Consider the following 21607-nt stretch of genomic DNA (forward strand, 5'->3'; position numbering starts at 1 on the left):
ACTATCAAGGGTACCAAGTGCAGGGCCGGTTCGTTGCACGTTTTCGCTGCCGGCAGCCGTGGCCCGGCCGGCAACACGGCCGTGCCGGGGGAAAGGAAATCCACCGGACAAAGTGGCATGCTGGGATCGTGACCAAAACCACAAGAACGTCCCGCAGCCCCCAGTCCACCACGTCTGCAGCCCGCGGCTCGTCGTCCGCCAGTGCCCCGGCGTCCGGCGCGGCCGCCGGCAGCCCGCCTGCCGGTGAGCGCATCAAGACGCTGGTCATCCTGGGCGCCTCGGGCGACCTGACGGGCAGGCTGTTGTTGCCCGGCGTCGCCCGTCTCATCGCCTCGGGGCGCGCGCCCGGCATCACGCTGGTGGGTGCCGGCAGCGACGACTGGGACGCCTCGAAGTGGCAGGACCGGCTCTCGGACAGCTTTGCCGACGCCCTGGCACCGGGCGGCGAGTCCACCGCGGCCGGCATCAAGGAGCTGAAAAGCGTCCAGAAGGACAGCCGCTACGAGCAGGTGGACGTGACCGCCAAGGGTGCACTGGGGGAACTGCTGGCCACGGTGGAAGGCCCCGTGGCACTCTACTTCGCCCTGCCGCCGGCCATCAGCCAGGAGGCCTGCAAGGTCTTGAAGAAAAAGGACCTGCCGGCCGGAACCCGGCTGGTGATGGAAAAGCCGTTCGGCTCCAGCGCCGAATCCGCCCATGCGCTTAACGCCACGTTGGCGCGGCTGGTCCCCGAGGACCACATCCACCGCGTGGACCACTTCCTGGGCAAGTCCACGGTGCTGAACATCATGGGGCTGCGCTTTGCCAACCGGCTGCTGGAACCGCTGTGGAACGGCGTGCACATTGAAAAGGTGGAGATCATCTTCGACGAGGACCTGACCCTGGAAAACCGGGCCCGGTACTACGACCACGCCGGGGCGGGCAAGGACATGATCCAAAGCCACCTCCTGCAGATCATGGCCATCATGGCCATGGAGCCGCCGGCCACACTGGGCGAACAGGATGTCCGCTCCGCCATAGCCGCGGTGCTGCGCGCCAGCACCATCGGCAACTCCTACAAGCCGGATCTGGCCGACTCCACCCGGCGCGCCCGCTACACGGCAGGCTCCATCGGCAGGCGGAAAGTGCCCGACTATGTGGCCGAGGACGGCGTGGACCCGGCAAACGAGACGGAGACGCTGGCCGAAGTGGAGGTTTACGTCAACAACTGGCGCTGGGCCGGCGTGCCGTTTGTGCTGCGCTCCGGGAAGGCCCTGGGCCGGGCGCGCAAGGAGGCCGTGGTGACGTACAAGCCGGTCCCGCACCTGCCGCTGGGCTTCACCGGCACCGACTCCCCCACCCGCCTCCACGTCGGATTCGGGCCGGAAACACTGACGCTGGACCTGGACGTCAACGGCCCGGGCGACCTCTTCACGCTGGACCGCGTGCAGCTGGAAACGGAACTGGCTAGCGATCCGCTGCTGCCCTACGGTGAAGTCCTTGAAGGCGTGCTCAGCGGAGACCCGCTGCTGTCCGTCCGCGGCGACACTGCCGAGGACTGCTGGCGGATCGTGGAGCCGGCATTCGCTGCGTGGAAGGCAGGCAAGGTGCCCATGGAGGAATATGCCGCCGGTTCCAACGGACCTGCGGACTGGACCACCAGCAACGACTGAGCGCCGGCAACGACCAAGGACCCTGGCGCGCCACAAACGACGCCGGCACCCGGGTGGGGTTCACTGCCCACCCGGGTGCCGGCGTCGTCCGTGGAATGACTTCAGATCGCGGCCACCCCGCGTTCGCCGGTGCGGACGCGGACGGCTTCAAAGACCTCCACCATCCATACCTTGCCGTCGCCGGCCGTTCCGGTGTTGGAACTGGCCACGATGATGTCCATCAGGTCCCAGGCGCGTTCGTCGGAGGTGAGGACCTCGATGCGGATCTTCTCGTGCAGGTCCACCGTGTATTCGGCGCCGCGGTAGACCTCGGTGTGCCCGCGCTGGCGGCCGTAGCCGTGCGCGCCGCTGACGGTCAGCCCCTGGACGCCGTAGCTTTCCAGGCCGCTGCGGACCTCGTCGAGCTGTTCGGGCCGGATGATGGCGGTGATCAGTTTCATGCGTCAACCTTTGACTGAATGCGGGCGGGGGCTGCGTGCTGCTGCAGGGCGGGGTTCCCGTGCAGGGGGTGGAAGCTGCCGGCGATGTGGCTGCCGAAGTCATAGGCCGATTCTGCGTGGACCGAGATGTCGATGCCGGCAGCCTCGTGGGCGGCAGAGATGCGGAAGCCCATGGTCTTGTTGATGATCCAGCCGATGATGAACGCCAGGACGAAGGAGTACAGGAAGACGGAGAACGCCCCGACCGCCTGCTTGCCGAGCAGTTCCAGCCCGCCGCCGTAAAACAGGCCGTGGCCGGCGGACGGCGCGTTGGGGTCTGCGGCCAGCCCGATGAACAAGGTGCCGATGATGCCACCGACCAGGTGGACACCGACGACGTCGAGCGAGTCGTCAAAGCCGAGGCGGAACTTCAGGCCCACGGCCATGGCGCAGACGACGCCGGCCAGCAGTCCCAGGACCATGGCCCATACGGGGGTGACGGCGGCGCAGGCCGGGGTGATGGCGACCAGGCCGGCGACGGCGCCCGAGGCGGCACCCAGGGAGGTGGCGTGTCCGTCGCGCAGCCTTTCCACCAGCAGCCAGCCAAGCGTGGCGGCACAGGGGGCGGCGAGCGTGTTGATCCAGGCATAGCCGGCGATTCCGTTGGCGCCGAGGGCGGAGCCGGCATTGAAGCCGAACCAGCCGAACCAGAGCAGGCCGGCGCCCAGCATCACGAACGGCATGTTGTGGGGGCGGTGGCCCGGGTCCTTGCCGAAGCCCTTGCGCTTGCCCAGGATCAGGCACAGTGCCAGGGCAGCGGCACCGGCGTTGATGTGGACGGCGGTCCCGCCGGCAAAGTCGATGACGCCCAGTCCCTGGCCCAGCCAGCCACCGGTCTTGGCGCCGCCCGGGCCGGTGTTGAAGTCAAACACCCAGTGCGCCACCGGGAAGTACACCACGGTCACCCAGATGGCGGCGAACACCATCCAGGCACCGAACTTGGCGCGGTCCGCAATGGCGCCGCTGATGAGGGCCACGGTGATGATGGCGAACACGGCCTGGAAGCCGACGAACGCAAGTTCCGGAATGGTGCCGACCAGCGGCATGGCCTTGCCGGTGTCAAGGACGCCCTGCAGTCCCAGCTTGGCGAACGGGTTGCCCAGAAGGCCGCCGCCCACGTCGTTCCCGAACGCCGCCGAGTAGCCGAACAGGATCCACAGGACCCCGACGACGGCGATGGCTCCGAAGCTCATCATCATCATGTTCAGCACGCCCTTGGCACGGGTCATGCCGCCGTAGAAGAAGGCCAGGCCGGGTGTCATCAGCAGCACCAGGGCTGCGGAGACAAGGACCCAGGCGGTATCTCCGGTGTTCATGTTTACGGCCTTTCGTTGCAAGAAGTGCTGCCGCCGCCATCCAAGGGGCTGTGCAATCTGGACACTTACAACTCTCCCGTGGGCATGTTTCACCCGCGCGCGGCAAAGATTGCCGTGATGTTACAAAAAGCGGCGCCAGGTTAATTCCTGGCGCCGCTTATGTTTCCGGCACGTTACGGGCGCCGGCGGCCCTGCCTTGCGAATGGCCCTAGGACAGCAGCGCGTCCACGAAGCCCTCGGCCTCAAACGGCGCGAGGTCGTCCGCACCTTCGCCCAGGCCCACCAGCTTGACCGGCACGCCAAGCGTCTTTTGGATGGCCACCACAATGCCGCCCTTCGCCGTGCCGTCCAGCTTGGTCAGCACAATGCCGGTGATGTTCACCACCTCGGCAAACACCTTCGCCTGAGTCAGTCCGTTCTGCCCGGTGGTGGCGTCCAGGACCAGCAGGACCTCGTCCACGGTGGCCTGCTTTTCGATGACGCGCTTGACCTTGCCCAGCTCATCCATCAGGCCCACCTTGTTCTGCAGGCGCCCGGCGGTGTCCACCATGACCACATCGACTTCCTGCTCGATGCCGGCCTTTACCGCTTCAAAGGCGACGGAGGCAGGGTCCGCGCCATCGACGTCGGACTTCACGGTGGGCACGCCCACGCGCGCGCCCCAGGTTGCCAGCTGCTCGGCGGCCGCGGCGCGGAAGGTGTCGGCCGCGCCCAGCAGCACGTCCTTCTCCTCGGCCACGAGCACGCGGGCCAGCTTGCCCACCGTGGTGGTCTTGCCGACGCCGTTGACGCCGACCACCATGAGCACGGCCGGGCGCCCGTCGTGGCGGGCGATGTTCAGGCTGCGGTCCATGGCGGGGTCCACGAGCTTGATGAGTTCCTCGCGCAGCATGGCCTGGACATGGTCGGCGCTGCGGGTGCCCAGGACCTTGACACGCGCGCGCAGCGTGTCCACGAGTTCCATGGTGGAATTGGTGCCGATGTCCGCCAGCAGCAGCGTCTCCTCAACCTCGTCCCACACGTTGTCGTCGATGGTGTCCCGCGAGAGCAGCGCCAGCAGGCCCTTGCCCAACGCGTTGTTCGACTTCGACAGCCGGGCCCGCAGCCGGACCAGGCGCCCCTCGGCGGGGAGCGGCGTTTCCAGCGCCGGGGCTTCCGTTGCCACCTCCGCCGTCTGCAACTCCGACGCCGGGGCTTGGCCTTCGGGGCGCTCCTCCACCAGGGTGCCGGGGCCTTGGGATGCACCCCCGGCCTGTCCTTCCGCCGGTTCCACGGGTGCGGGATCGTTGGCGTCGCGCGGGCCCGTGTAGTTTTGTGTGTTCTTCCGGACCTTCAAGAAGACAGGGACAAGGCCGCCGATAATCGCAAGCCCAATGACGATGTACAGGATGATGGCAAGAGTTTCGTTCACCGTCCAAGTCTCTCACGGGGCCCGGAATCCCCGGCCTGGACCCGGCCGCCCCGCGGCTGTGGCAAACTCGATGCTGATGTCCATGCCCAGCCCCGCCCCCGAAACCGTCGATCCGCCCGCCGTGAAGCTTCCCCGCGAGATCAAGGTCCTGGTCGCCGCCGCGTTCCTCATTGCCATCGGCTTCGGGATCGTGGCGCCGGTGCTGCCGCAATTCGCGCAAAGTTTCCACGTCAGCGTGGGGGCGGCCGCCGTGGTGGTCAGCGTATTCGCGTTCACCCGGCTGGTGTTTGCCCCGCTCAGCGGCGTCCTCGTGGAACGGCTCGGTGAACGCCGCACCTACATCCTGGGGATCCTGATCGTGGCCGCGTCCTCCGCGGCCTGCGCGTTTGCGCAGAACTACTGGCAGCTGCTGTTGTTCCGCGGCTTGGGCGGGATCGGTTCCACGATGTTCACGGTCTCCGCCATGGGACTGCTGATCCGCCTCGCTCCCCCGCAGGCCCGCGGCAAGGTCTCCAGCCTGTATGCCGGCTCGTTCCTGCTCGGCAACATCACGGGCCCGGCGGCCGGAGGGCTGCTCGCCGGATTTGGCCTGCAGCTGCCGTTCCTGGTGTACGCCGGGGCGCTGGTCCTGGTGGCGCTCCTGGTCGCCACCCAGTTGCCGGCCGCCGCCCCGGGGAAGGAAGCGGCGCGCCCCGCCGCCAGGGCCGGTGCCCGCGTTGGGGAGCCGGCCTGGACGACGTCGGACGGCGACGCCGCGGCACCGGGCACGCTGCCGGGGCCGGGGAGGCAGGAGCCGGCCCCGGGGAGGCAGGAGCCGCTCCTGCTGCGCACAGCCCTGGGAGTCCCGGCGTACCGGGCCGTGCTGGCCTCGAGCTTCGCGAACGGGTGGTCGGCATTTGGGATCCGCATGGCGCTGGTGCCGCTGTTCGCCACGGCAGCGCTGGGCGCGGGGCCGGAGGTGGCCGGGATCTCGCTGGCCGTCTTCGCGATCGGCACCGGGATTGCGCTGATGTTTTCCGGCAGGCTGGCCGACACCTGGGGACGCAAGCCGATGATCCTGCTCGGCCTGCTCGTCAACGGCCTGGGCATGGGCGTGCTGGGATTCACCGGCGGCGTGTTCTGGTTCTTCGCCATCTCCCTCGTGGCCGGGCTGGGCAGCGGGCTCATGGGCCCGGCCCAGCAGGCCACCGTGGCGGATGTGATTGGCAATGAACGCTCCGGCGGCAAGGTGCTGGCCACGTTCCAGATGTGCTCGGACTTCGGCGCCATCATCGGCCCCATCGCCGCCGGCTACCTGGTGGACCTGTTCTCCTACGGCGTCGCGTTCTTGATGGCAACGGCGGTGGCCCTGGTGGCCGTGGTGTTCTGGCTGCCCGCCGCGGAAACGCAGCGCTGACCCGCCCGCCCGGGTCTGTGTTGCCGTTTTTGGCCGGAAAGGGTCAGGCCCCGGCCGGGGCCCGGTCCAGGCGCTGGCTGATGACGGTCGAGACGCCGTCCCCGCGCATGGAGACGCCGTAGAGGGCGTCCGCCACCTCCATGGTGCGCTTTTGGTGCGTGATGATGATCAGCTGGCTGGATTCGCGCAGCTCCTCGAAGATGGTGATGAGCCGGCCCAGGTTGGTGTCGTCCAGGGCGGCCTCCACCTCATCCATGACGTAGAAGGGCGAGGGCCGCGCCTTGAAAATGGCCACGAGCAGCGCCACGGCCGTCAGCGACCTCTCACCGCCGGACAGCAGCGAGAGGCGCTTGATCTTCTTGCCGGCCGGCCGGGCCTCCACCTCGATCCCGGTGGTCAGCATGTCCGACGGGTCCGTCAGCACCAGCCGGCCCTCGCCGCCGGGGAACAGCCGGCCAAAGACGCGCTCAAACTGCACGGCCGTGTCCGCATAGGCGGCGCTGAACACCTCCTCGACCCGCTGGTCCACTTCCTTGATGATGTCCATCAGGTCCTTGCGGCTGGACTTCAGGTCCTCCAGCTGCGTGGACAGGAACTGGTGGCGTTCCTCCAGGGCCGCAAATTCCTCCAGCGCCAGCGGGTTGACCTTGCCGAGCGCAGCCAGGTCCCGTTCGGCCCGCTTGAGCCGCTTTTCCTGCTCCGCACGCACAAAAGGCACGCCCTCGGGGATTTCCTCGCCCGAGTCGTCCACGGCCACGCGCAGCGCAGCCCACTTGTCCGTTGATTCCCCGGGCCCCGGCGGCACGGGCGTTTCCGGCCCGTACCCGGCCAGGAGGTGGTCAACGGTCAGGCCGAGCTCCTCGACGGCCTTGTTTTCCAGCGCTTCAATGCGCAGCCGCCGGGCGGCCCGGGCCAGCTCGTCACGATGGACGGAATCGGTCAGCTTGGCCAGTTCCACTTCCAGTTCCAGGGTGGAGGCGCGCACGGCCATCAGCTCCACCTCACGCTCTGCGCGCAGTTCCTCGGCCGCATCCCGTTCCTGCGCGGCCAGTTCAATGGAGGCCTCCACATGCGCCAGCACATGCTCCACGCCGGCCGCGACCGCAGCGGCCTTGCGGGCCTGGAAGCGGCGGCGGCGGGCCCGCTGGGCGGCCTGCTCGCGGGCGGCCCGTTCCGTCGCAGCAGCCCGTTCCAGCGCCGCGGCCCGGGAGCGGACGGCGTTTAGCTGTTCCTCGGTGGTGCGCAGTGCGAGCCGGGACTCCATCTCCACTGCCCGCGCCGCCGTGGCCTGCGCGGCCAGGGCGTCCCTGTCCTCCATGGAAGGGTCCGCCTCTTCCGGGGACTCCTGCGCCCGCGCCAGCCGTGCGGCAATTTCCGCGAGTGCGCCCTGCTCCTTCTCCAGGTTGGCGCCGGCCACGGACAGCGCCAGCTCGTGCCGCTCCGCCTCGCCCTCGGCCGAACGCAGCGTGGCGCCCAGCGAGCCGAGCCTTTCGGCGACGGCCGCCAGCCGGGCGTCGGATTCGTGCAGCGCAGCCAGCGCGTCGGACTCGGCCTGCGCCGCGGCGGCCCGCTGTGCCTTGGCGGCCACGAGGGCAAAGCGGGTCCGTTCCCCTTCGGCGGTGGCCTCCCGCAGCCTGGCGTCCGTCTCGTCGACGGCGGCCTGCAGTTCCAGCAGCGACGGCGCCGTGGCCGAGCCGCCCCGCACCGACAACGCGGCCAGCACGTCGCCGTCCGCTGTGACGGCGGTCAGGGCCGGAAACTTCTCCAGCACCGAGCGCGCCCCGGCCAGGTCCGGCACCAGCACCACCCCGTCCAGCAGGGTGTCCAGGACGGGGCCCAGTTCCGCCGGCCCGTCCACCTGCGCGCGTCCGACACCGGCCCCCGCCACGGCGGCCGCCGCGGCTGCCACTTCGTCCGCCAAGGCTGCCCCGGCGGTCCCGGCGGCCGTGCCGGTCCCGCCGGTCCCTTCGGCCACGAGCAAGGTGACGCGTCCGCCGTCGTCCGCCTTGATGCGCTCCAGCGCGGCAACGGCGGCATCCGCCGAGCCCACGGCCACGCCTTCGGCCGCCGCGCCGAGGGCAGCAGCGATGGCAGTCTCGTGGCCGGACGCCACCGTGAGCATCCCGGCGACGGCGCTGAGCACACCCGGCAGCCCGGCCTCGAGCAGCTGCGCCGAACCGTCCTTGCGCAGCAGCCCCACGGCCAGGGCCTCGCGGCGGGCGGTGAGTGAATCGCGTTCCCGCTCGGCGGCGCGCTGGGCAGCCGTCAGCTCCTCGATCTGTTCATCAATGTCCGCGAGCGCGGCGGCGGCCTCCTCGTAGTCGGCGTCGAGGCTTTCCTCGCCCTCTTCCACGCCGGCCACCTGCGACTCGAGCGCGGCAAACTCCCGCGCCGCTTCGCTGCGCCGTTCACTGCCGGCCGCCTTTCCCTGGTGCAGGCGGCCGATCTCGGCTTCGGCGGATTCCACCCGGGAGCGTGCGGCCGCTACCTGCCCGGCGAGCTTCGCCAGGCCCTCGCGCCGGTCGGCCGTGGCGCGCAGGAGCTCCCGGACGCGCTGTTCCTCGGCACGGACGGCGGACTCGACGTCTTCCTTGATTTCCATGGCCGTCTCCAGCCCGATCCGGCGCTCCTCCAGGGCCAGGTCCAGCTCCGCCTCTTCGGACCGCAGCCGCGCGGCCTGCCCGGCCAGCCGGTCGGGGTCGCGGCTGGGGTCCGGCGCGTCCTCGGCGGCGCCCAGGTGCCGGCGCCGTTCGGCCGCCAGCACGCCCAGCGACTTCAGCTTCTCGCGTGTGGCGGACAGCTGGTACCAGGTGTCGCGGGCGGTGTTGAGGACGGGCGTGGCGGCCGCCGACTCCTGTTCCAGCCCGGCCTGCCGGGTCCGCCCCGCGGTGAGCTGGGCCTCGACCTGTTCGCGGCGGGACTTGAGTGCCGCCTCGGCCGCCTCGTCGCGTTCGACGGCGGTGGTGAGGGTGGTGATGTCGTCGGCCAGCAGGCGGGCGCGGGCGTCGCGGACGTCAAACTGCACGGCCTGGGCGCGGCGGGCCACGGCGGCCTGCTTGCCCAGCGGGGTGAGCTGCCGGCGGATCTCCCCCGTGAGGTCGCTGAGTCGGGCCAGGTTTGCGGACATGGCGTCCAGCTTGCGCAGCGTCTTTTCCTTGCGCCGGCGGTGCTTGAGGATGCCGGCGGCCTCCTCAATGAAGCCGCGGCGGTCCTCCGCCGTGGCATGGAGCACCTTGTCCAGCTGGCCCTGGCCCACGATGACGTGCATCTCCTTGCCCAGGCCGGAATCGGAGAGCAGTTCCTGGATGTCCAGCAGCCGGCAGCCGGTGCCGTTGATGGCGTACTCGGAGCCGCCTGAGCGGAACAGGGTCCGCGAAATGGTGACCTCGGAATATTCGATCGGCAGGGCGCCGTCGGCGTTGTCGATGGTCAGGGCAACGTGGGCCCGGCCCAGCGGCGGGCGCCCTGCGGTCCCGGCGAAAATGACATCCTCCATTTTTCCGCCACGCAGCGTCTTGGCGCCCTGCTCGCCCATGACCCAGGCCAGGGCGTCCACCACGTTGGACTTCCCGGATCCGTTGGGGCCCACCACGGCCGTGACCCCCGGTTCAAAGTCAAAGGTGGTGGCCGAGGCGAAGGACTTGAATCCGCGCACGGTCAAACTTTTTAGATGCAAACTGTTTTCTACTCCTGCGCCGGGCCGGTTTCCACTAGCCAATCTACCGTGCCGCGGCACTTTGCTGCGGAAGTTTCCCACATGTATGCACCGCGGTGCATGTGCGTGAATCCGCCTTCAAGGTGCATAGTTAAGCGTGGGGCTTGACGCCGCGACGGGGACCAGGCCACGCGCATGCCCCGGCAGTGGACGCAAAAACCACCGGATTCAGTCCCCTGGGCACCGTACGCACACAGAAGAAAAAGGCTGGAATTTGATCGGCAACGCGACTTTTCACCACCACAACACCGCCTTACTCGCCGTCGCCAGTGTGGAGGCCCCGGTGGTGGTCAGTTCCTCCGACTTTGACGAACGCCTGGCCCCGAGCCTGAAGCGACTGCGCCTGTCCAAGCGGCTGTTGGAACGCGTGGCGGGAGTGGAAGAGCGCCGCTGGTGGGCCCCCGGCACCGCGTTTGACGACGCCGCGACCGAGGCAGGCGCCAAGGCCCTCGCCGAGGCGGGGGTTGAGGCGCGGGAGATCGGCCTGCTGATCAACACCTCCGTGACCCGGCGCAACCTGGAGCCGTCCGTGGCCGTGAAGATCCACAACGCGCTGGGCCTGCCGTCGTCGGCCCTGAACTTTGACCTCGCCAACGCCTGCCTGGGCTTCGTCAACGGCATCACCCTGGCCGCGAACATGATTGACTCCGGCCAGATCAAGTACGCGCTGATCGTGGCCGGCGAGGACGCCCAGGCCACCCAGGAGACCACTTTCCGCCGGTTGAACGCGGAAACGTCCACGCGCGAGGACTACCTGCGCGAGTTCGCCACCCTGACCCTGGGCTCCGGGGCCGCGGCCGCCGTCATCGGCCCGGCCGACGCCCATCCCGGCGGACACCGCATCCTCGGCGGCGTCTCCCGCGCCGGCACCGAACACCACGAGCTGTGCGTGGGCGGGCCCGACGGCATGTTCACCGACACCAAGGGGCTGCTGGACAACGGCCTGAAACTGGTCACCGACGCCTGGCACGAGGCACACGCCAACGGCTGGGACTGGCGCAAGATGGACCGCTACGTCACGCACCAGGTCTCCAACTCGTACACCAACGCCATCATCAGGGCCGTCAACCTGGTCCGCAGCCGGGTGCCCATCACGTTCCCGAAGTGGGGCAACGTGGGCCCGGCGTCCCTGCCCATGACGCTGGCACAGGAGGCCCAGACCCTTAGCCCGGGCGACCGCGTGCTCTGCATGGGCGTGGGTTCCGGACTCAACACCGCGATGATGGAGATTGCGTGGTAGCTGGGACCCTGCCCGCCTCCCCGGCTTCTGCCGGTGAGCCGTGGCCTGGTGTGCGTGCCTCCTGGCGCCGCAGCCTGTCCGTGCCTTCCACCGCCGCCGTGGACGCCCCCGGCACTTCGCGGCAGTGGCATTTCCTGGACAACGCCGCCGACGTCGCCGCGACCGGCGTTGAGCCCGCCGGCACGCTGCTGTGCGTCCACGGCAACCCCACCTGGTCCTACCTGTGGCGGACCCTGCTGGCCGGCGCCACCTCCCCCGCAACGCTGGCCGCCGGCGGGCCGTGGCGCGTCATCGCCGTGGACCAGCTGGACATGGGCTTCTCCGAACGCACCGGCACCTTCCGCCGCCTCGGGGACCGCATCACCGACCTCTCCGACTTCACCGCGGCCCTGGGCCTGTCAGGCCCCGTGGTCACGGTGGGGCACGACTGGGGCGGCGTCATCTCCCTGGGCTGGGCCGTCCGCCACCGGGAACAGCTGGCCGGCGTGGTGTTGACCAACACCGCCGTCCACCCCGCGGGGTTCTCCCTGCCGCCGGCGCTGAAACTGGCCCTTCACCCGGCCGTCCACCAGTGGGGCACGACGACGTCGGCCGCCTTTTTGCGGGTCACGCACGGGCTCGCGCAGCCCGCCCTGGCCCCGGCCGTCCGGGACGCGTTCATGGCCCCCTACCGCACGGCGCCGCGCCGCGCCGGCGTGGGCAATTTCGTGGCGGACATCCCCGCTTCCCCGTCCCATCCGTCCTGGCCCGCCTTGGAGGAGGTCTCCTCGGGCATCCGCACCCTGGGCGTTCCCGCCCTCATGATGTGGGGTCCCAAGGACCCGGTGTTCTCTGACCGGTACCTGCGCGACCTGCTCGAGCGCATGCCGCAGGCGGACGTGCACCGCTTCGAGGGTGCCGGCCACCTGGTCCAGGAGGACCGCGACACCGCCACCCCCGCCTTCGGCTGGCTGGCCAAGAACGTCGCCGGCGGGCGGGCAGCGGGCCCCGCCGGCCGGGCACCTTCGACCGGCCTGACGCCCACGGGTGCAACGGCCCCTGCCGGCGCGTCAAGGCCCGATGACGGCGCGCCGTTCCGCCCCATGCTCGCCGGGCTGGACGCCCGCCGGGACGACACCGCCGTGGCCATCGTCGACATGGTGCCCGGCGGCAGCGCCCCCTCGACGGCCTCAAGCTCCCCGGCACCGCAGACCCGTTCCGTGTCCTGGGCGGAACTGGCCCGCGATGTTGACGACCTGGCCTCGGGCCTGGCCGACCTCGGTGTGCGCCGCGGCAATCGCGTGAGCCTGCTGGTACCGCCGGGCATCACGCTGACCACCTTGATTTATGCCTGCCTCCGGCTCGGTGCCGTGATTGTGGTGGCCGACGCCGGCCTCGGCACGAAGGGCATGGGCCGCGCCATCAAGGGTGCCGGCCCGGACTTTCTGGTCGGGATCGAACGCGCCCTCACCGGTGCCCGGATCTACAACTGGCCCGGCGTGAAGATCAGCGCAGCGGACTTCGCCCCGTCGGCCGATGCTGCCAAGCGCCGGCTGCTCAACGTCGCGGCCACTGTCCCCCAGCTGCTGGCCAACGGACGCGTCCTGCGCCTGGCGGACTCGGCACCGGCGTTCCCGGCGGTCAACCCGGATGACGACGCCGCGGTGCTCTTCACCTCCGGCTCCACCGGCCCCGCCAAGGGCGTGGTGTACACGCACCGCCGGCTGGCCGCGATGCGGGACACCCTCAAGGCCACGTACAGGCTGGAGGCGGGCACGGCACTCGTGGCCGGATTCGCCCCCTTCGCGCTGCTGGGCCCCGCCTTGGGCGCCACCTCCGTCACCCCGGACATGGACGTCACCGCCCCGCGCACGCTCACGGCGACGGCACTGGCAGATGCCGCGGCGGCCATCAACGCGACCGCCGTCTTTGCCTCGCCGGCCGCCCTGGTCAACGTCGTGGCGACCGCCGCGCAGCTGACGGCAGCCCACAGAACGGCACTGGCCGGCGTCGACCTGGTCCTTTCGGCGGGCGCGCCGCTGGGCGTGCCGCTGCTGGCCCAGGTCCAGAACCTCGCCCCGAACGCCGTGCTCCACACTCCCTACGGCATGACCGAGGCGCTGCCCGTGACGGACATCAGCCTGGCCGGAATCCGCGCGGCGGGGCCCGGCAACGGCGTCTGCGTCGGCGTGCCCGTCAGCGGCGCCGCGGTGGCCATTGCGCCCGTCAACCCGGACGGCAGTGTGGACCCGGTCCCCACCACTGATGCGGGGGTCACCGGGGAAATCCTGGTCCGCGCCCCGCATGCCAAGGAGCGCTACGACAGGCTGTGGATCACGCAGGAGCTGAGCACATCCATCCCGGGCTGGCACCGCAGCGGCGACGTGGGACACCTCGATGCCGAGGGACGGCTCTGGGTTGAGGGCCGCATGGCGCACCTGCTGACCATGGCCGGCGGCGTCCGCACGCCCGTGGCCGGTGAACTCGCCGCGGAGCAGGTGCCGGGTGTGGCCCGGGCCGCCGTGGTCGGCGTGGGACCGGCCGGTGCACAAGTTGCCGTGGCAGTCGTGGAGACCGACCCTGCCGTGAAGCGGTCCGGGCTGGCGGCGGCAGGGCTCGCCGCCCAGCTGCGTGCCGCTGCTGCCGGCACCGGGCTGGAATTGTCCGCCGTCCTGGCCATCAAGGCCCTGCCCACGGACATCCGCCACAACTCGAAGATCGACCGGACGGCCCTGGCGGCATGGGCCGCGCGCATCCTGGCCGGGGAAAAGGCCGGACGCCCGTGACCCGGGTCTTGGTGACCGGCACCAGCGGCCTGCTGGGACGGGCTGTGGCCCGGCTTTTGCACGAGCGCGGCTACACCGTGCGAACGCTGCAGCGCAGCGCCGTGCATGATCCGTGGGAATCCGTCCAGGGTTCGGTGGCGGACCCGGACGTTGCCGCCCGCGCGGTGGCCGGCGCAGATGCCGTGGTCCATTTGGCGGCGAAGGTGTCCTTCACAGGCCAATGGGCCGACTTCGTGGCCACAAACATCGTGGGCACCCGCCAGCTCCTCGCCGCCGCGCAACACGCCGGTGTGCGCGACTTTGTGTTCGTCTCCTCCCCGTCGGTGGCACACTTCGGGTCCTCCATTGTGGGCGCCGGCGCCGGGACCGCGGACCCGTCACGGGCGCGCGGCTTCTACGCCCGGTCCAAGGCAGCTGCCGAAGGGCTGGCCCTGGCGGCCGACTCCCCCACCTTCAGGGTCACGGCCATCCGCCCTCACATCGTGTGGGGCCCCGGCGACACCCAGCTGGTGGAACGCGTGGTGGCGCGGGCCCGGGCCGGCCGGCTTCCCCTGCTCGACGGCGGACGCGCCTTGATCGACACCACGTATGTGGACAACGCCGCCGAAGCCATCGTGCGCGGGCTCGAACGCATGGACCACGCCCACGGCCAGGCCCTGGTGGTGACCAACGGCGAGCCGCGGCCGGTGGGCGAACTGATCGCCGGCATTTGCGCCGCCGCAGGGGTGCCGGAACCGGCCGTTTCCGTGCCGGGCTGGCTGGCCCGCGGCGCCGGATCGATGATCGAGAAGGCGTGGACGGCGGCCGGCACGCGCGGCTGGGTCCGTGACGAGCCGCCCATGACCCGCTTCCTTGCCGAACAGCTCTCCACGGCGCACTGGTTCGACCAGCGGCACACCCGCCAGGTCCTGGACTGGACGCCGTCCGTTTCCCTCGACGAAGGCCTCGCCAGGCTGGCCGAGCACTACCGCACCCGCCCCTGACCGGGCCGGCCCTTGCCGGGACAGGAACTACTTCAGCCCACCGTTCGCTGACAGCCGGGCGTTGCGCGGCTTCGGCTGGCAGCTGGGGCAACTGTAGGAGGACCGGTTCATGAACGCCTCCCGCCGGATCCTGGTGGACAGGCCCATGGCCGCACACCGGGGGCACGGCCGGCCCTCGCGCCCGTAGGCGTTCAGCGAGCGGGAGAAGTAGCCGGAGGCCCCGTTGACATTGACGTACAGCGAGTCGAAGCTGGTGCCTCCGGCGTCCAGGGCCCTGGACATGACATCGCGGGCGGCGTGGACAATCCGTTCCGTGTCCGGGCGGCGCATCGTGTCGGTGGGGCGCGCATAGTGCATCCTGGCGGCCCACAAGGCCTCGTCCGCGTAGATGTTGCCAATGCCGGAGACCGCGCCCTGGTCCAGCAGCGCGCGCTTCAGCCCGGTTTTCCGGGCCCGCAGCTTTCGGTGCAGGGCCTCGAGGTCGAAGTCCGGGTCCAGCGGGTCGCGGCCGATGTGGGCGGCCTCGCTGGGGATCAGCGCCCAGCCGCCGGACGCCATGCCGCATCCTCCCGGCAGCCCGTCGGCAGTGGGGACCAGGGACGTGACGAACAGCCCGCCAAAGATCCGCTGGTCTATGAAGCGCAGCTCTTCCGGTGCATCGACGCGGGCCGAAAATGACATCCGGACCTTCAGGTGTTTCTCATGGGGCTGTTCCGGGGACTCCACCAGCAACTGCCCGCTCATGCCCAGGTGCGCCACGAGTGCGGTGTGGGGCGCATTGCCCTGCGGCGCATCGTCCAACGGCATCCACAGGAACTTGCCGCGGCGCACCACGTCCAGCACGGTGGCACCCACGAGGTTTCCGGCGAAGTCCTCGACGCCGAGGGCGTGTCGGCGGATGGAGCGGGGATCGGGCACCGAGACACCCGTGATGGTCCGCCCCGCAATCCACCGTTCCAGGCCGCGGCGGACAACCTCGACTTCAGGCAGCTCGGGCATTTAGTCCGCGGCAGACGCGGATGCGCCGGGGGTCCCGGCGTCGTGCGTGGACGTGGGGCGCCCGGCAGAAAAACGTTCCTGGAGCGCCTTCCAGCCGGCGGCGGCGGCGGCACGCTCGGCTTCCTTCTTGGACGGGCCCGCCCCGGTGCCGACGTGCTCCCCGCCGATGAGCAGGCGGGCAGAGAACGAACGGTTGTGGTCGGGGCCGGTGCCGGTGATGTCGTAGACGATGCTGCCAAGGTGCCGGGCGGCGGATATTTCCTGGATGTTGGTTTTCCAGTCGGTGCCGGCCCCCAGGACATCGGAGTCGGCCAGCAGCGGGCCCACCAGGCGCATGACGAGCTGGCGGGCGGCCTCGATGCCGTTCGTGAGGTAGGTCGCGCCGATGAGGGCTTCCATGGTGTCGGCCAGGATCGAGGCCTTGTTGCGGCCCTTCGTGAGGCGTTCGCCCTGGCCCAGGTAGATGAATTCGCCCACGCCCAGGGACCGGGCAATCGAGGCGAGGGCACGGGTGGAGACCACGGCCGAGCGGCGCTTGGCCAGCTCGCCTTCAGGCAGCGAGGGGTTGTCGCGGTACAGGGCGTCGGTGACGGAGAAGCCCAGGATGGAATCCCCCAGGAATTCCATGCGTTCGTTGGTGGGAATGCCGCCGTTTTCGTACGCGTAGGAACGGTGTGTCAGGGCAAGACGAAGCGTCCCGGCATCAATGGTGACACCGAGACGCTTCAACAGCAGTTTGTGCCCGTCCTCGAGCTTCGGGGGTTCCGTAACCGAGGACATGAGCAGCTCCTGCAAAACTATTTAGTGGTCGAACGGCCGGTTGGCCGCACGGACGTCTTAGACGTCGGCAACCTTGCGGCCCTTGTATTCCAGGAACAGGGCGGTGCCGGCGGAGTCGGTGACGACCTTGGCCTGGTGCGGCAGGCTGTAGACAACCTGGCCGTTTTCGATGGTCTTGACCAGGTTCGGCGCGGTGGCCTTCCACTGGGAACGGCGTGCACGGGTATTGGCACGGGACATCTTCCGCTTGGGAACAGCCACGGCAAACTCTTTTCTCTCGATAAGCCCCAGGCACGTGCCTGCAGCTAAAAACTTGATTTTGCTAGTTTTCTTCGCCGGTTAAGCCCTGTAGGGCGGCCCACCGAGGATCCAGGATCTCGTGGTGGTGCCCCGGCTCATCCGCAAGGCGTATTCCACATTCGGAACACAGGCCCTCGCAGTCTTCCCGGCACACCGGCTGGAACGGCAGGGCGGTTACCACTGCGTCCCGCAACACCGGTTCAAGATCGATGGAATCGTGCTCGACCCAACGTTGCGTGTCTTCGTCTTCATCAAGGCCCGCGGGCGGTTCCTCGTAGAAGAAAAGTTCTTGCACATTGACTTGGAGGTCTTCCGTGAAGTTCTCCAGGCACCGGGAGCATTCGCCGGTCAGTTCGACCAGTACGCTGCCCGACACCAGAATTCCTTCATGGACGGCCTCAAATCGGAGTTCCAGATCCAGGTCGGTTCCGGGCGTCACACCAATGAGCGGGGTGCCAAAATCCTCTGGCACGGGAATATGTTCGTTGAAAGTCCGCATGCTGCCCGGGCTTCGCCCAAGCTCCCTGACACCAATGGTGAGGGGCGTGCCGTGGTTGGACTTGCTGCCCAACGTGCCTGCGCTAATGAGAACTCCTGAATGAACATACGACCGACGCACCATCCTATCCCGAATAGTCCCGGGCTTCAAAATGGGTGCCTACCAAAGCCGTTTTCGGCCGTAGCCAGTCTACGCCAGCGCACGGTGGGGAGTCGAACCGCCCATGGGCGCGCCGCCGGTGATGTGGCTCTCATGGGGGGCGACGGCGGCTACTGCCGTGTGCGCGGGTCCACGATCCGCATCGCAACGTCGACGAGCAGGTTGGCCAGCACCAAGGCGGCCGACGCCACCACCAGAATGGCAATCTCGAGCGGGAAGGAGAAGAAGACGCGCTTCGGGTTCCCGGCCAGCCACAGCAGGTAGCCGATTCCCGGCAGGTTGAACAGCGCCTCCACCACCAGCCCGCCCGAGACCAGCAGCGGCAGCGAGATGCCCAGGAACGTCAGGATCGGAATCATGGCATTGCGCATCAGGTGCTTACGGACCAGCCGGAAGGGCCCGCAGCCCTTGGAACGGGCCACCACCAGGTAGTCGAGGGAGACCTGGTCCAGCACAGAGGAACGCACGTACCGCGAGAGGCGGCCAATCAGCGGCAGCGCAAGCGTCACGATGGGCAGCACCATCGAGTTGAAGTGGCCCAGGACGGCACCGAAGGTTTCGCCGGGCGGGGCCTGCGGGGGAAACAGGGGAACATCGAAGCTGAACCAGTTGGCGAGCAACGGGGCGGTCAGTATCAACGGCGCGCTGAAAAAGAGGAATTCAACGCCGGTCAGCGCATGGTCCACCACTCCCCCATGGTTCAGCCCCTGGATGATCCCCAGTGGAATCGCTACCACAAACGAGACCAGCATGGCGCCGGCCACGAGCACCACGGTGATCGGCAGGGCCTGGGCCAGGACCGTGGCAATCGGCTCATTGAACCGAGGGTAGTAGCCGAAGTTCCCGGTGGCCCACTGCCGCAGGATCCGCAGGTACTGCAGGATGCCCGGCTCGGCATTGAGTGCGGCCACTTGCTCCGGGGTGTCCGAGAAGCCGGGAATCACGGTGCTGCCATGGCCGGGCGTGAGCCGGTAAAAGAAAAAGATGAAGGCCGTGACCAGCACCAGCGTGGTGACGGCCCGCGCCACCAGGCGCGCCATGAAATGGACCATGAATGCCCCTGCCACTTGCCCGGACGCCGGCTGTGTGGTGCCCGCCGTGCGCACCGCAGCAGCCTCAGCCGCCCCTGCATCCAGCCTAGTCCGCCGCCGTGGTGCCGGCTCGACGGCGGACGCCGGCTGGCGCCGCCCCGGGACGTGCCGCCCCAGGACGCTGCGGCGGGGCTACGCGCCCGGCGGGACCACCGGCGTCGGGCGGGTGTCCGGGCCGACGTCACCCTGGAGGCGGCGCAATACGGCGCGGGGCACAAAGTCTGAAACGTCCCCGCCGAGGGTGTGGACTTCCTTGATGAGCGTTGACGAGAGGTGCAGGTAGCGGCTGTCGCCGGGCAGGAACACGGTTTCAACGCCGGAGAGCTGGCGGTTCATGGTGGCCATGGGCAGCTCGTAGTCAAAGTCGGAGGAGGACCGCAGCCCCTTCACGATCGCGACGGCGCCGCGCGCATGGCAGTAGTCGGAGAGCAGCCCCTCACCCATCGGCTCCACCACAATGCCGGAGAGCGCTGAAAACGTGGTCCGGGCCATGTCAAGGCGTTCGTTCAGTGAGAACCGGTACTTCTTGGCATAGTTGGTCGACACCGCCACAATCACCTCGTCGAAGAGTGCTGTGGCCCGGGCAATGACTTCAATGTGCCCCTTGTGGATCGGATCAAACGATCCGGGGCATACGGCGCGCTGCATACGCCGAATCTATCCGATGAAGGCTGTCCCCACGTGCTGTTTTGCCACATGTCGGCCCTATTACGTCCCCTACCGGCCGGTATGCCCCGTGCCTGGTCCGGCCGGGAGCGGAGCGGCCCGCCCCGGTCCCGGGTAACGTATTCAAGGAGTACACCACCCCGCAGCAGCGGCGCGGGTCCCGGCAGCAAGGAGCAGCAATGAGCACGCCATGGCAGCGCACCGCGGTAGGCGCCAACCTGTTGGGCCCGGACGGCTCGCTGGCCGTGACCATCTTCGAGGAGATCACCACGTTGGCCACCCGGCACGGGGCCATCAACCTGGGCCAGGGCTTCCCGGACGAGGACGGGCCGGCCGAGCTGGGCCGCATCGCACGGGATGCCATCCGCAACGGCAACAACCAATACGCGCCGGGCAAGGGCATCCCGGCACTGCGCGCCGCCGTCGCCGAACACCAGGAGCGCTTTTACGGCCTCGCCCCGGATCCGGAAACGGAGGTCGTCATCACCACGGGGGCCACGGAAGCCATCGCCTCGGCCGTCCTGGCGCTGACCGGTCCCGGTGACGAAGTCCTCACCTTCGAACCGTTCTACGATTCCTACGGCGCCATGATCGGCCTCAGCGGCGCCAGGCACACCACCGCGGCACTGCTGGCCCCGGACTTCATGCCGGACCTTGCCACGCTCGAAAACAGCTTCAGCCCACGCACCAAGATGGTCATCGTCAACAACCCGCACAACCCCACCGGTGCCGTGTTCCCGGAGGCCGTGCTGGCCGAAGTGGTGCGCCTCGCCATCAAGTACGACGCCGTCATCCTGACCGACGAGGTCTACGAGCACCTGACCTTTGGTCCCCGGCACATACCCGTGGCGACGCTGCCCGGTGCAGCGGAGCGCACGCTGACCATTTCCTCGGCCGGCAAGACGTTTTCCTTCACCGGCTGGAAAATCGGCTGGATGTCCGGCCCCGCGGAGCTGGTGGCCGCGGCCCGCACGGTCAAGCAGTTCCTGACCTATTCCTCGGGGACGCCGTTCCAAACCGCCATCGCCGCGGGACTGCGCATGGATGCCGGCTTCTTCACAGAGGCTGCCGCCACGCTGCAACGCAAGCGGGACATCCTCAGCGAGGGCCTGCGCGCCGCCGGCCTGGACGTGCTCACCCCGCAGGGCACCTACTTCATCAATGCCGACACGGCGGCCCTCGGCATCACCGACGCCACGGCCCTGGCCCGCCGCCTCCCGGAACTGATCGGGGTGGCGGCCATTCCCGTCCCGGTCTTCTGCCACCCCGACGGCGCCCGCCGCACCCGCTCGCTGCTGCGGTTCGCGTTCTGCAAGAAGGAAGGACTGCTGGAGCAGGCCGCCGGACGCCTCGCCACGCTGAGGGACCGGCTGTAGTGGCCCCGGCCAGCCGATACCTGCGCCCCAGCGGCGTCCACGCCACGATCAGTGCGGATCCCTGGCATGCCGACGCCTTTGTGCTCAGCATCGACCACGCCGAACAGTCCCAGGTCAACCTGGCGCACCCGGAGGATGTCTTTTACGAGTACCTGCGCCGGATCGCGAACGCGGTGGACCTGGTCAGGCCGCCCGGCGAGCCGGTGGCGGCCCTGCACCTGGGTGCCGGGGCGTTGACGCTGGCCCGCTACATCCAGGCCACGCGGCCCGGGTCGGTCCAGCATGCGGTGGAACGGGAGCGCGGACTGCTCGACTTTGTGCTCGAGCACCTGCCGCTGCCGGCCGGGACGTTCCTCACCAGCCACGTGGGCGACGCCCGCGAAGCGCTCGGCGGGCTGCCGGCGGGACTAAGGTTCGACGTCGTCATCCTGGACATCTTCAGCGGTCCGGACGCGCCGGCGCACCTGGCGTGCACGGATTTCTACCGGGAGGCGGCAGGCGTGCTTGCCCCCGGCGGCGTGCTGGCCGTCAATGTGGGCGACGAGCCCGGGTTCAGGCTGGTGCGCAGCCAGGCCCGGGCGCTGCGGGAGGCCATGCCCGGTGCCGCGGCGTACGGCACCACCAGCTTGTTCACCCGCCGCTACCCGGGCAACATCATCCTGCTGGGCCGTGATGGCGGCTGGCCTGCGGAATGGTCGCAGGCACTCGTGGCGGCCGGCCCGCATCCGGCCACCGTGCTCAGCGGCGTGGAGCTGGACGAACTCGCCGGATGACGGGTGC

At 69.3% G+C, this 21607-nt stretch carries 17 protein-coding genes; 7 read left to right on the forward strand and 10 right to left on the reverse strand.

Annotation, left to right across the window (positions count from 1 at the left end; genetic code table 11):
• Positions 1 to 251: 251 nt before the first annotated feature.
• The gene (locus MMF96_RS03645) at positions 252 to 1652 is read left to right on the forward strand and encodes a glucose-6-phosphate dehydrogenase (RefSeq protein ID WP_176617634.1); all 1401 of its coding nucleotides are present in this window, start codon (positions 252 to 254) and stop codon (positions 1650 to 1652) included.
• A gap of 101 nt (positions 1653 to 1753) precedes the next feature.
• Here the strand turns inward: MMF96_RS03645 and MMF96_RS03650 are convergent, their stop codons facing one another.
• From MMF96_RS03650 to ftsY, 3 genes are all read right to left on the reverse strand, one after another.
• Positions 1754 to 2092, reverse strand: coding sequence for a P-II family nitrogen regulator (locus MMF96_RS03650; RefSeq protein ID WP_176617602.1), 339 nt, complete (start codon positions 2090 to 2092; stop codon positions 1754 to 1756).
• Positions 2089 to 3447 carry an ammonium transporter gene (locus MMF96_RS03655; RefSeq protein WP_176617601.1) on the reverse strand — a complete coding sequence of 453 codons (1359 nt, stop codon included), beginning with the start codon at positions 3445 to 3447 and terminating at the stop codon, positions 2089 to 2091. The genes MMF96_RS03650 and MMF96_RS03655 overlap by 4 nt, the downstream gene beginning before the upstream one ends.
• A gap of 208 nt (positions 3448 to 3655) precedes the next feature.
• Positions 3656 to 4858, reverse strand: coding sequence for a signal recognition particle-docking protein FtsY (gene ftsY, locus MMF96_RS03660; protein WP_176617600.1), 1203 nt, complete (start codon positions 4856 to 4858; stop codon positions 3656 to 3658).
• Between the two features lie 70 nt (positions 4859 to 4928).
• On the opposite strand from ftsY, the gene MMF96_RS03665 reads away from it, so the two are divergent.
• Positions 4929 to 6254 (forward strand): MFS transporter, encoded by a 1326-nt coding sequence (locus tag MMF96_RS03665; protein WP_176617599.1) that lies wholly within the window; start codon positions 4929 to 4931, stop codon positions 6252 to 6254.
• Positions 6255 to 6297: 43 nt separating this feature from the next.
• On the opposite strand, the gene smc is transcribed toward MMF96_RS03665, so the two are convergent.
• The gene (gene smc / locus MMF96_RS03670) at positions 6298 to 9930 is read right to left on the reverse strand and encodes a chromosome segregation protein SMC (RefSeq protein ID WP_176617598.1); all 3633 of its coding nucleotides are present in this window, start codon (positions 9928 to 9930) and stop codon (positions 6298 to 6300) included.
• A 253-nt stretch (positions 9931 to 10183) separates the two neighbouring features.
• On the opposite strand from smc, the gene MMF96_RS03675 reads away from it, so the two are divergent.
• Genes MMF96_RS03675 through MMF96_RS03685 form a run of 3 tightly spaced genes read left to right on the forward strand, consistent with a single transcriptional unit; the run spans position 10184 to position 14957 of the window.
• On the forward strand, positions 10184 to 11209 hold the full coding sequence (locus tag MMF96_RS03675) for a 3-oxoacyl-ACP synthase III (RefSeq protein ID WP_256882591.1): 1026 nt from the start codon (positions 10184 to 10186) through the stop codon (positions 11207 to 11209).
• On the forward strand, positions 11203 to 13974 hold the full coding sequence (locus MMF96_RS03680) for an alpha/beta fold hydrolase (protein ID WP_256882592.1): 2772 nt from the start codon (positions 11203 to 11205) through the stop codon (positions 13972 to 13974). The genes MMF96_RS03675 and MMF96_RS03680 overlap by 7 nt, the downstream gene beginning before the upstream one ends.
• Positions 13971 to 14957, forward strand: coding sequence for an NAD-dependent epimerase/dehydratase family protein (locus tag MMF96_RS03685; RefSeq protein WP_371131013.1), 987 nt, complete (start codon positions 13971 to 13973; stop codon positions 14955 to 14957). Before MMF96_RS03680 ends, MMF96_RS03685 begins: the two co-directional genes overlap by 4 nt.
• 27 nt (positions 14958 to 14984) lie before the next feature.
• Here the strand turns inward: MMF96_RS03685 and mutM are convergent, their stop codons facing one another.
• The 6 genes from mutM to coaD all read right to left on the reverse strand — a co-directional run bounded on the left by mutM (position 14985) and on the right by coaD (position 19433).
• A complete protein-coding gene (gene mutM, locus MMF96_RS03690; RefSeq protein ID WP_176617595.1) occupies positions 14985 to 15956 on the reverse strand; it encodes a bifunctional DNA-formamidopyrimidine glycosylase/DNA-(apurinic or apyrimidinic site) lyase in 972 nt (323 codons plus the stop codon).
• A complete protein-coding gene (gene rnc, locus MMF96_RS03695; protein WP_176617594.1) occupies positions 15957 to 16736 on the reverse strand; it encodes a ribonuclease III in 780 nt (259 codons plus the stop codon). It abuts the gene before it with no gap.
• A gap of 57 nt (positions 16737 to 16793) precedes the next feature.
• Positions 16794 to 16997 (reverse strand): 50S ribosomal protein L32, encoded by a 204-nt coding sequence (gene rpmF, locus MMF96_RS03700; protein WP_113718495.1) that lies wholly within the window; start codon positions 16995 to 16997, stop codon positions 16794 to 16796.
• 61 nt (positions 16998 to 17058) lie between these two features.
• The gene (locus MMF96_RS03705) at positions 17059 to 17535 is read right to left on the reverse strand and encodes a DUF177 domain-containing protein (protein ID WP_256127981.1); all 477 of its coding nucleotides are present in this window, start codon (positions 17533 to 17535) and stop codon (positions 17059 to 17061) included.
• A 269-nt stretch (positions 17536 to 17804) separates the two neighbouring features.
• Entirely contained in the window at positions 17805 to 18746 is a 942-nt protein-coding gene (locus MMF96_RS03710) for an ABC transporter permease (RefSeq protein WP_256882593.1), read from the reverse strand.
• 171 nt (positions 18747 to 18917) lie between these two features.
• On the reverse strand, positions 18918 to 19433 hold the full coding sequence (gene coaD / locus MMF96_RS03715) for a pantetheine-phosphate adenylyltransferase (protein WP_176617592.1): 516 nt from the start codon (positions 19431 to 19433) through the stop codon (positions 18918 to 18920).
• A gap of 197 nt (positions 19434 to 19630) precedes the next feature.
• Here coaD and MMF96_RS03720 point away from each other — a divergent pair, with 197 nt between their 5' ends.
• Both MMF96_RS03720 and MMF96_RS03725 read left to right on the forward strand, forming a co-directional pair.
• A complete protein-coding gene (locus MMF96_RS03720) occupies positions 19631 to 20827 on the forward strand; it encodes an aminotransferase class I/II-fold pyridoxal phosphate-dependent enzyme (protein WP_176617591.1) in 1197 nt (398 codons plus the stop codon).
• Positions 20827 to 21600: a fused MFS/spermidine synthase gene (locus tag MMF96_RS03725; protein WP_256882594.1), complete on the forward strand. Its 774-nt coding sequence runs from the start codon at positions 20827 to 20829 to the stop codon at positions 21598 to 21600. Before MMF96_RS03720 ends, MMF96_RS03725 begins: the two co-directional genes overlap by 1 nt.
• The last annotated feature ends 7 nt before the right edge of the window (positions 21601 to 21607 follow it).

It is taken from the genome of Arthrobacter sp. STN4, from assembly GCF_024539665.1.
In the GTDB taxonomy this organism is placed as follows: domain Bacteria; phylum Actinomycetota; class Actinomycetes; order Actinomycetales; family Micrococcaceae; genus Specibacter.

Bases quoted from the DNA above. Each gene is read 5' to 3' on its own strand.
- MMF96_RS03655 (WP_176617601.1), bottom strand. From the start codon at position 3,447: ATGAACACCGGAGATACCGCCTGGGTCCTTGTCTCCGCAGCCCTGGTG.
- MMF96_RS03665 (WP_176617599.1), top strand. From the start codon at position 4,929: ATGCTGATGTCCATGCCCAGCCCCGCCCCCGAAACCGTCGATCCGCCC.
- rnc (WP_176617594.1), bottom strand. From the start codon at position 16,736: ATGTCCTCGGTTACGGAACCCCCGAAGCTCGAGGACGGGCACAAACTG.
- MMF96_RS03650 (WP_176617602.1), bottom strand. From the start codon at position 2,092: ATGAAACTGATCACCGCCATCATCCGGCCCGAACAGCTCGACGAGGTC.
- MMF96_RS03705 (WP_256127981.1), bottom strand. From the start codon at position 17,535: ATGCGGACTTTCAACGAACATATTCCCGTGCCAGAGGATTTTGGCACC.
- MMF96_RS03710 (WP_256882593.1), bottom strand. From the start codon at position 18,746: ATGGTCCATTTCATGGCGCGCCTGGTGGCGCGGGCCGTCACCACGCTG.
- coaD (WP_176617592.1), bottom strand. From the start codon at position 19,433: ATGCAGCGCGCCGTATGCCCCGGATCGTTTGATCCGATCCACAAGGGG.
- MMF96_RS03720 (WP_176617591.1), top strand. From the start codon at position 19,631: ATGAGCACGCCATGGCAGCGCACCGCGGTAGGCGCCAACCTGTTGGGC.
- mutM (WP_176617595.1), bottom strand. From the start codon at position 15,956: ATGCCCGAGCTGCCTGAAGTCGAGGTTGTCCGCCGCGGCCTGGAACGG.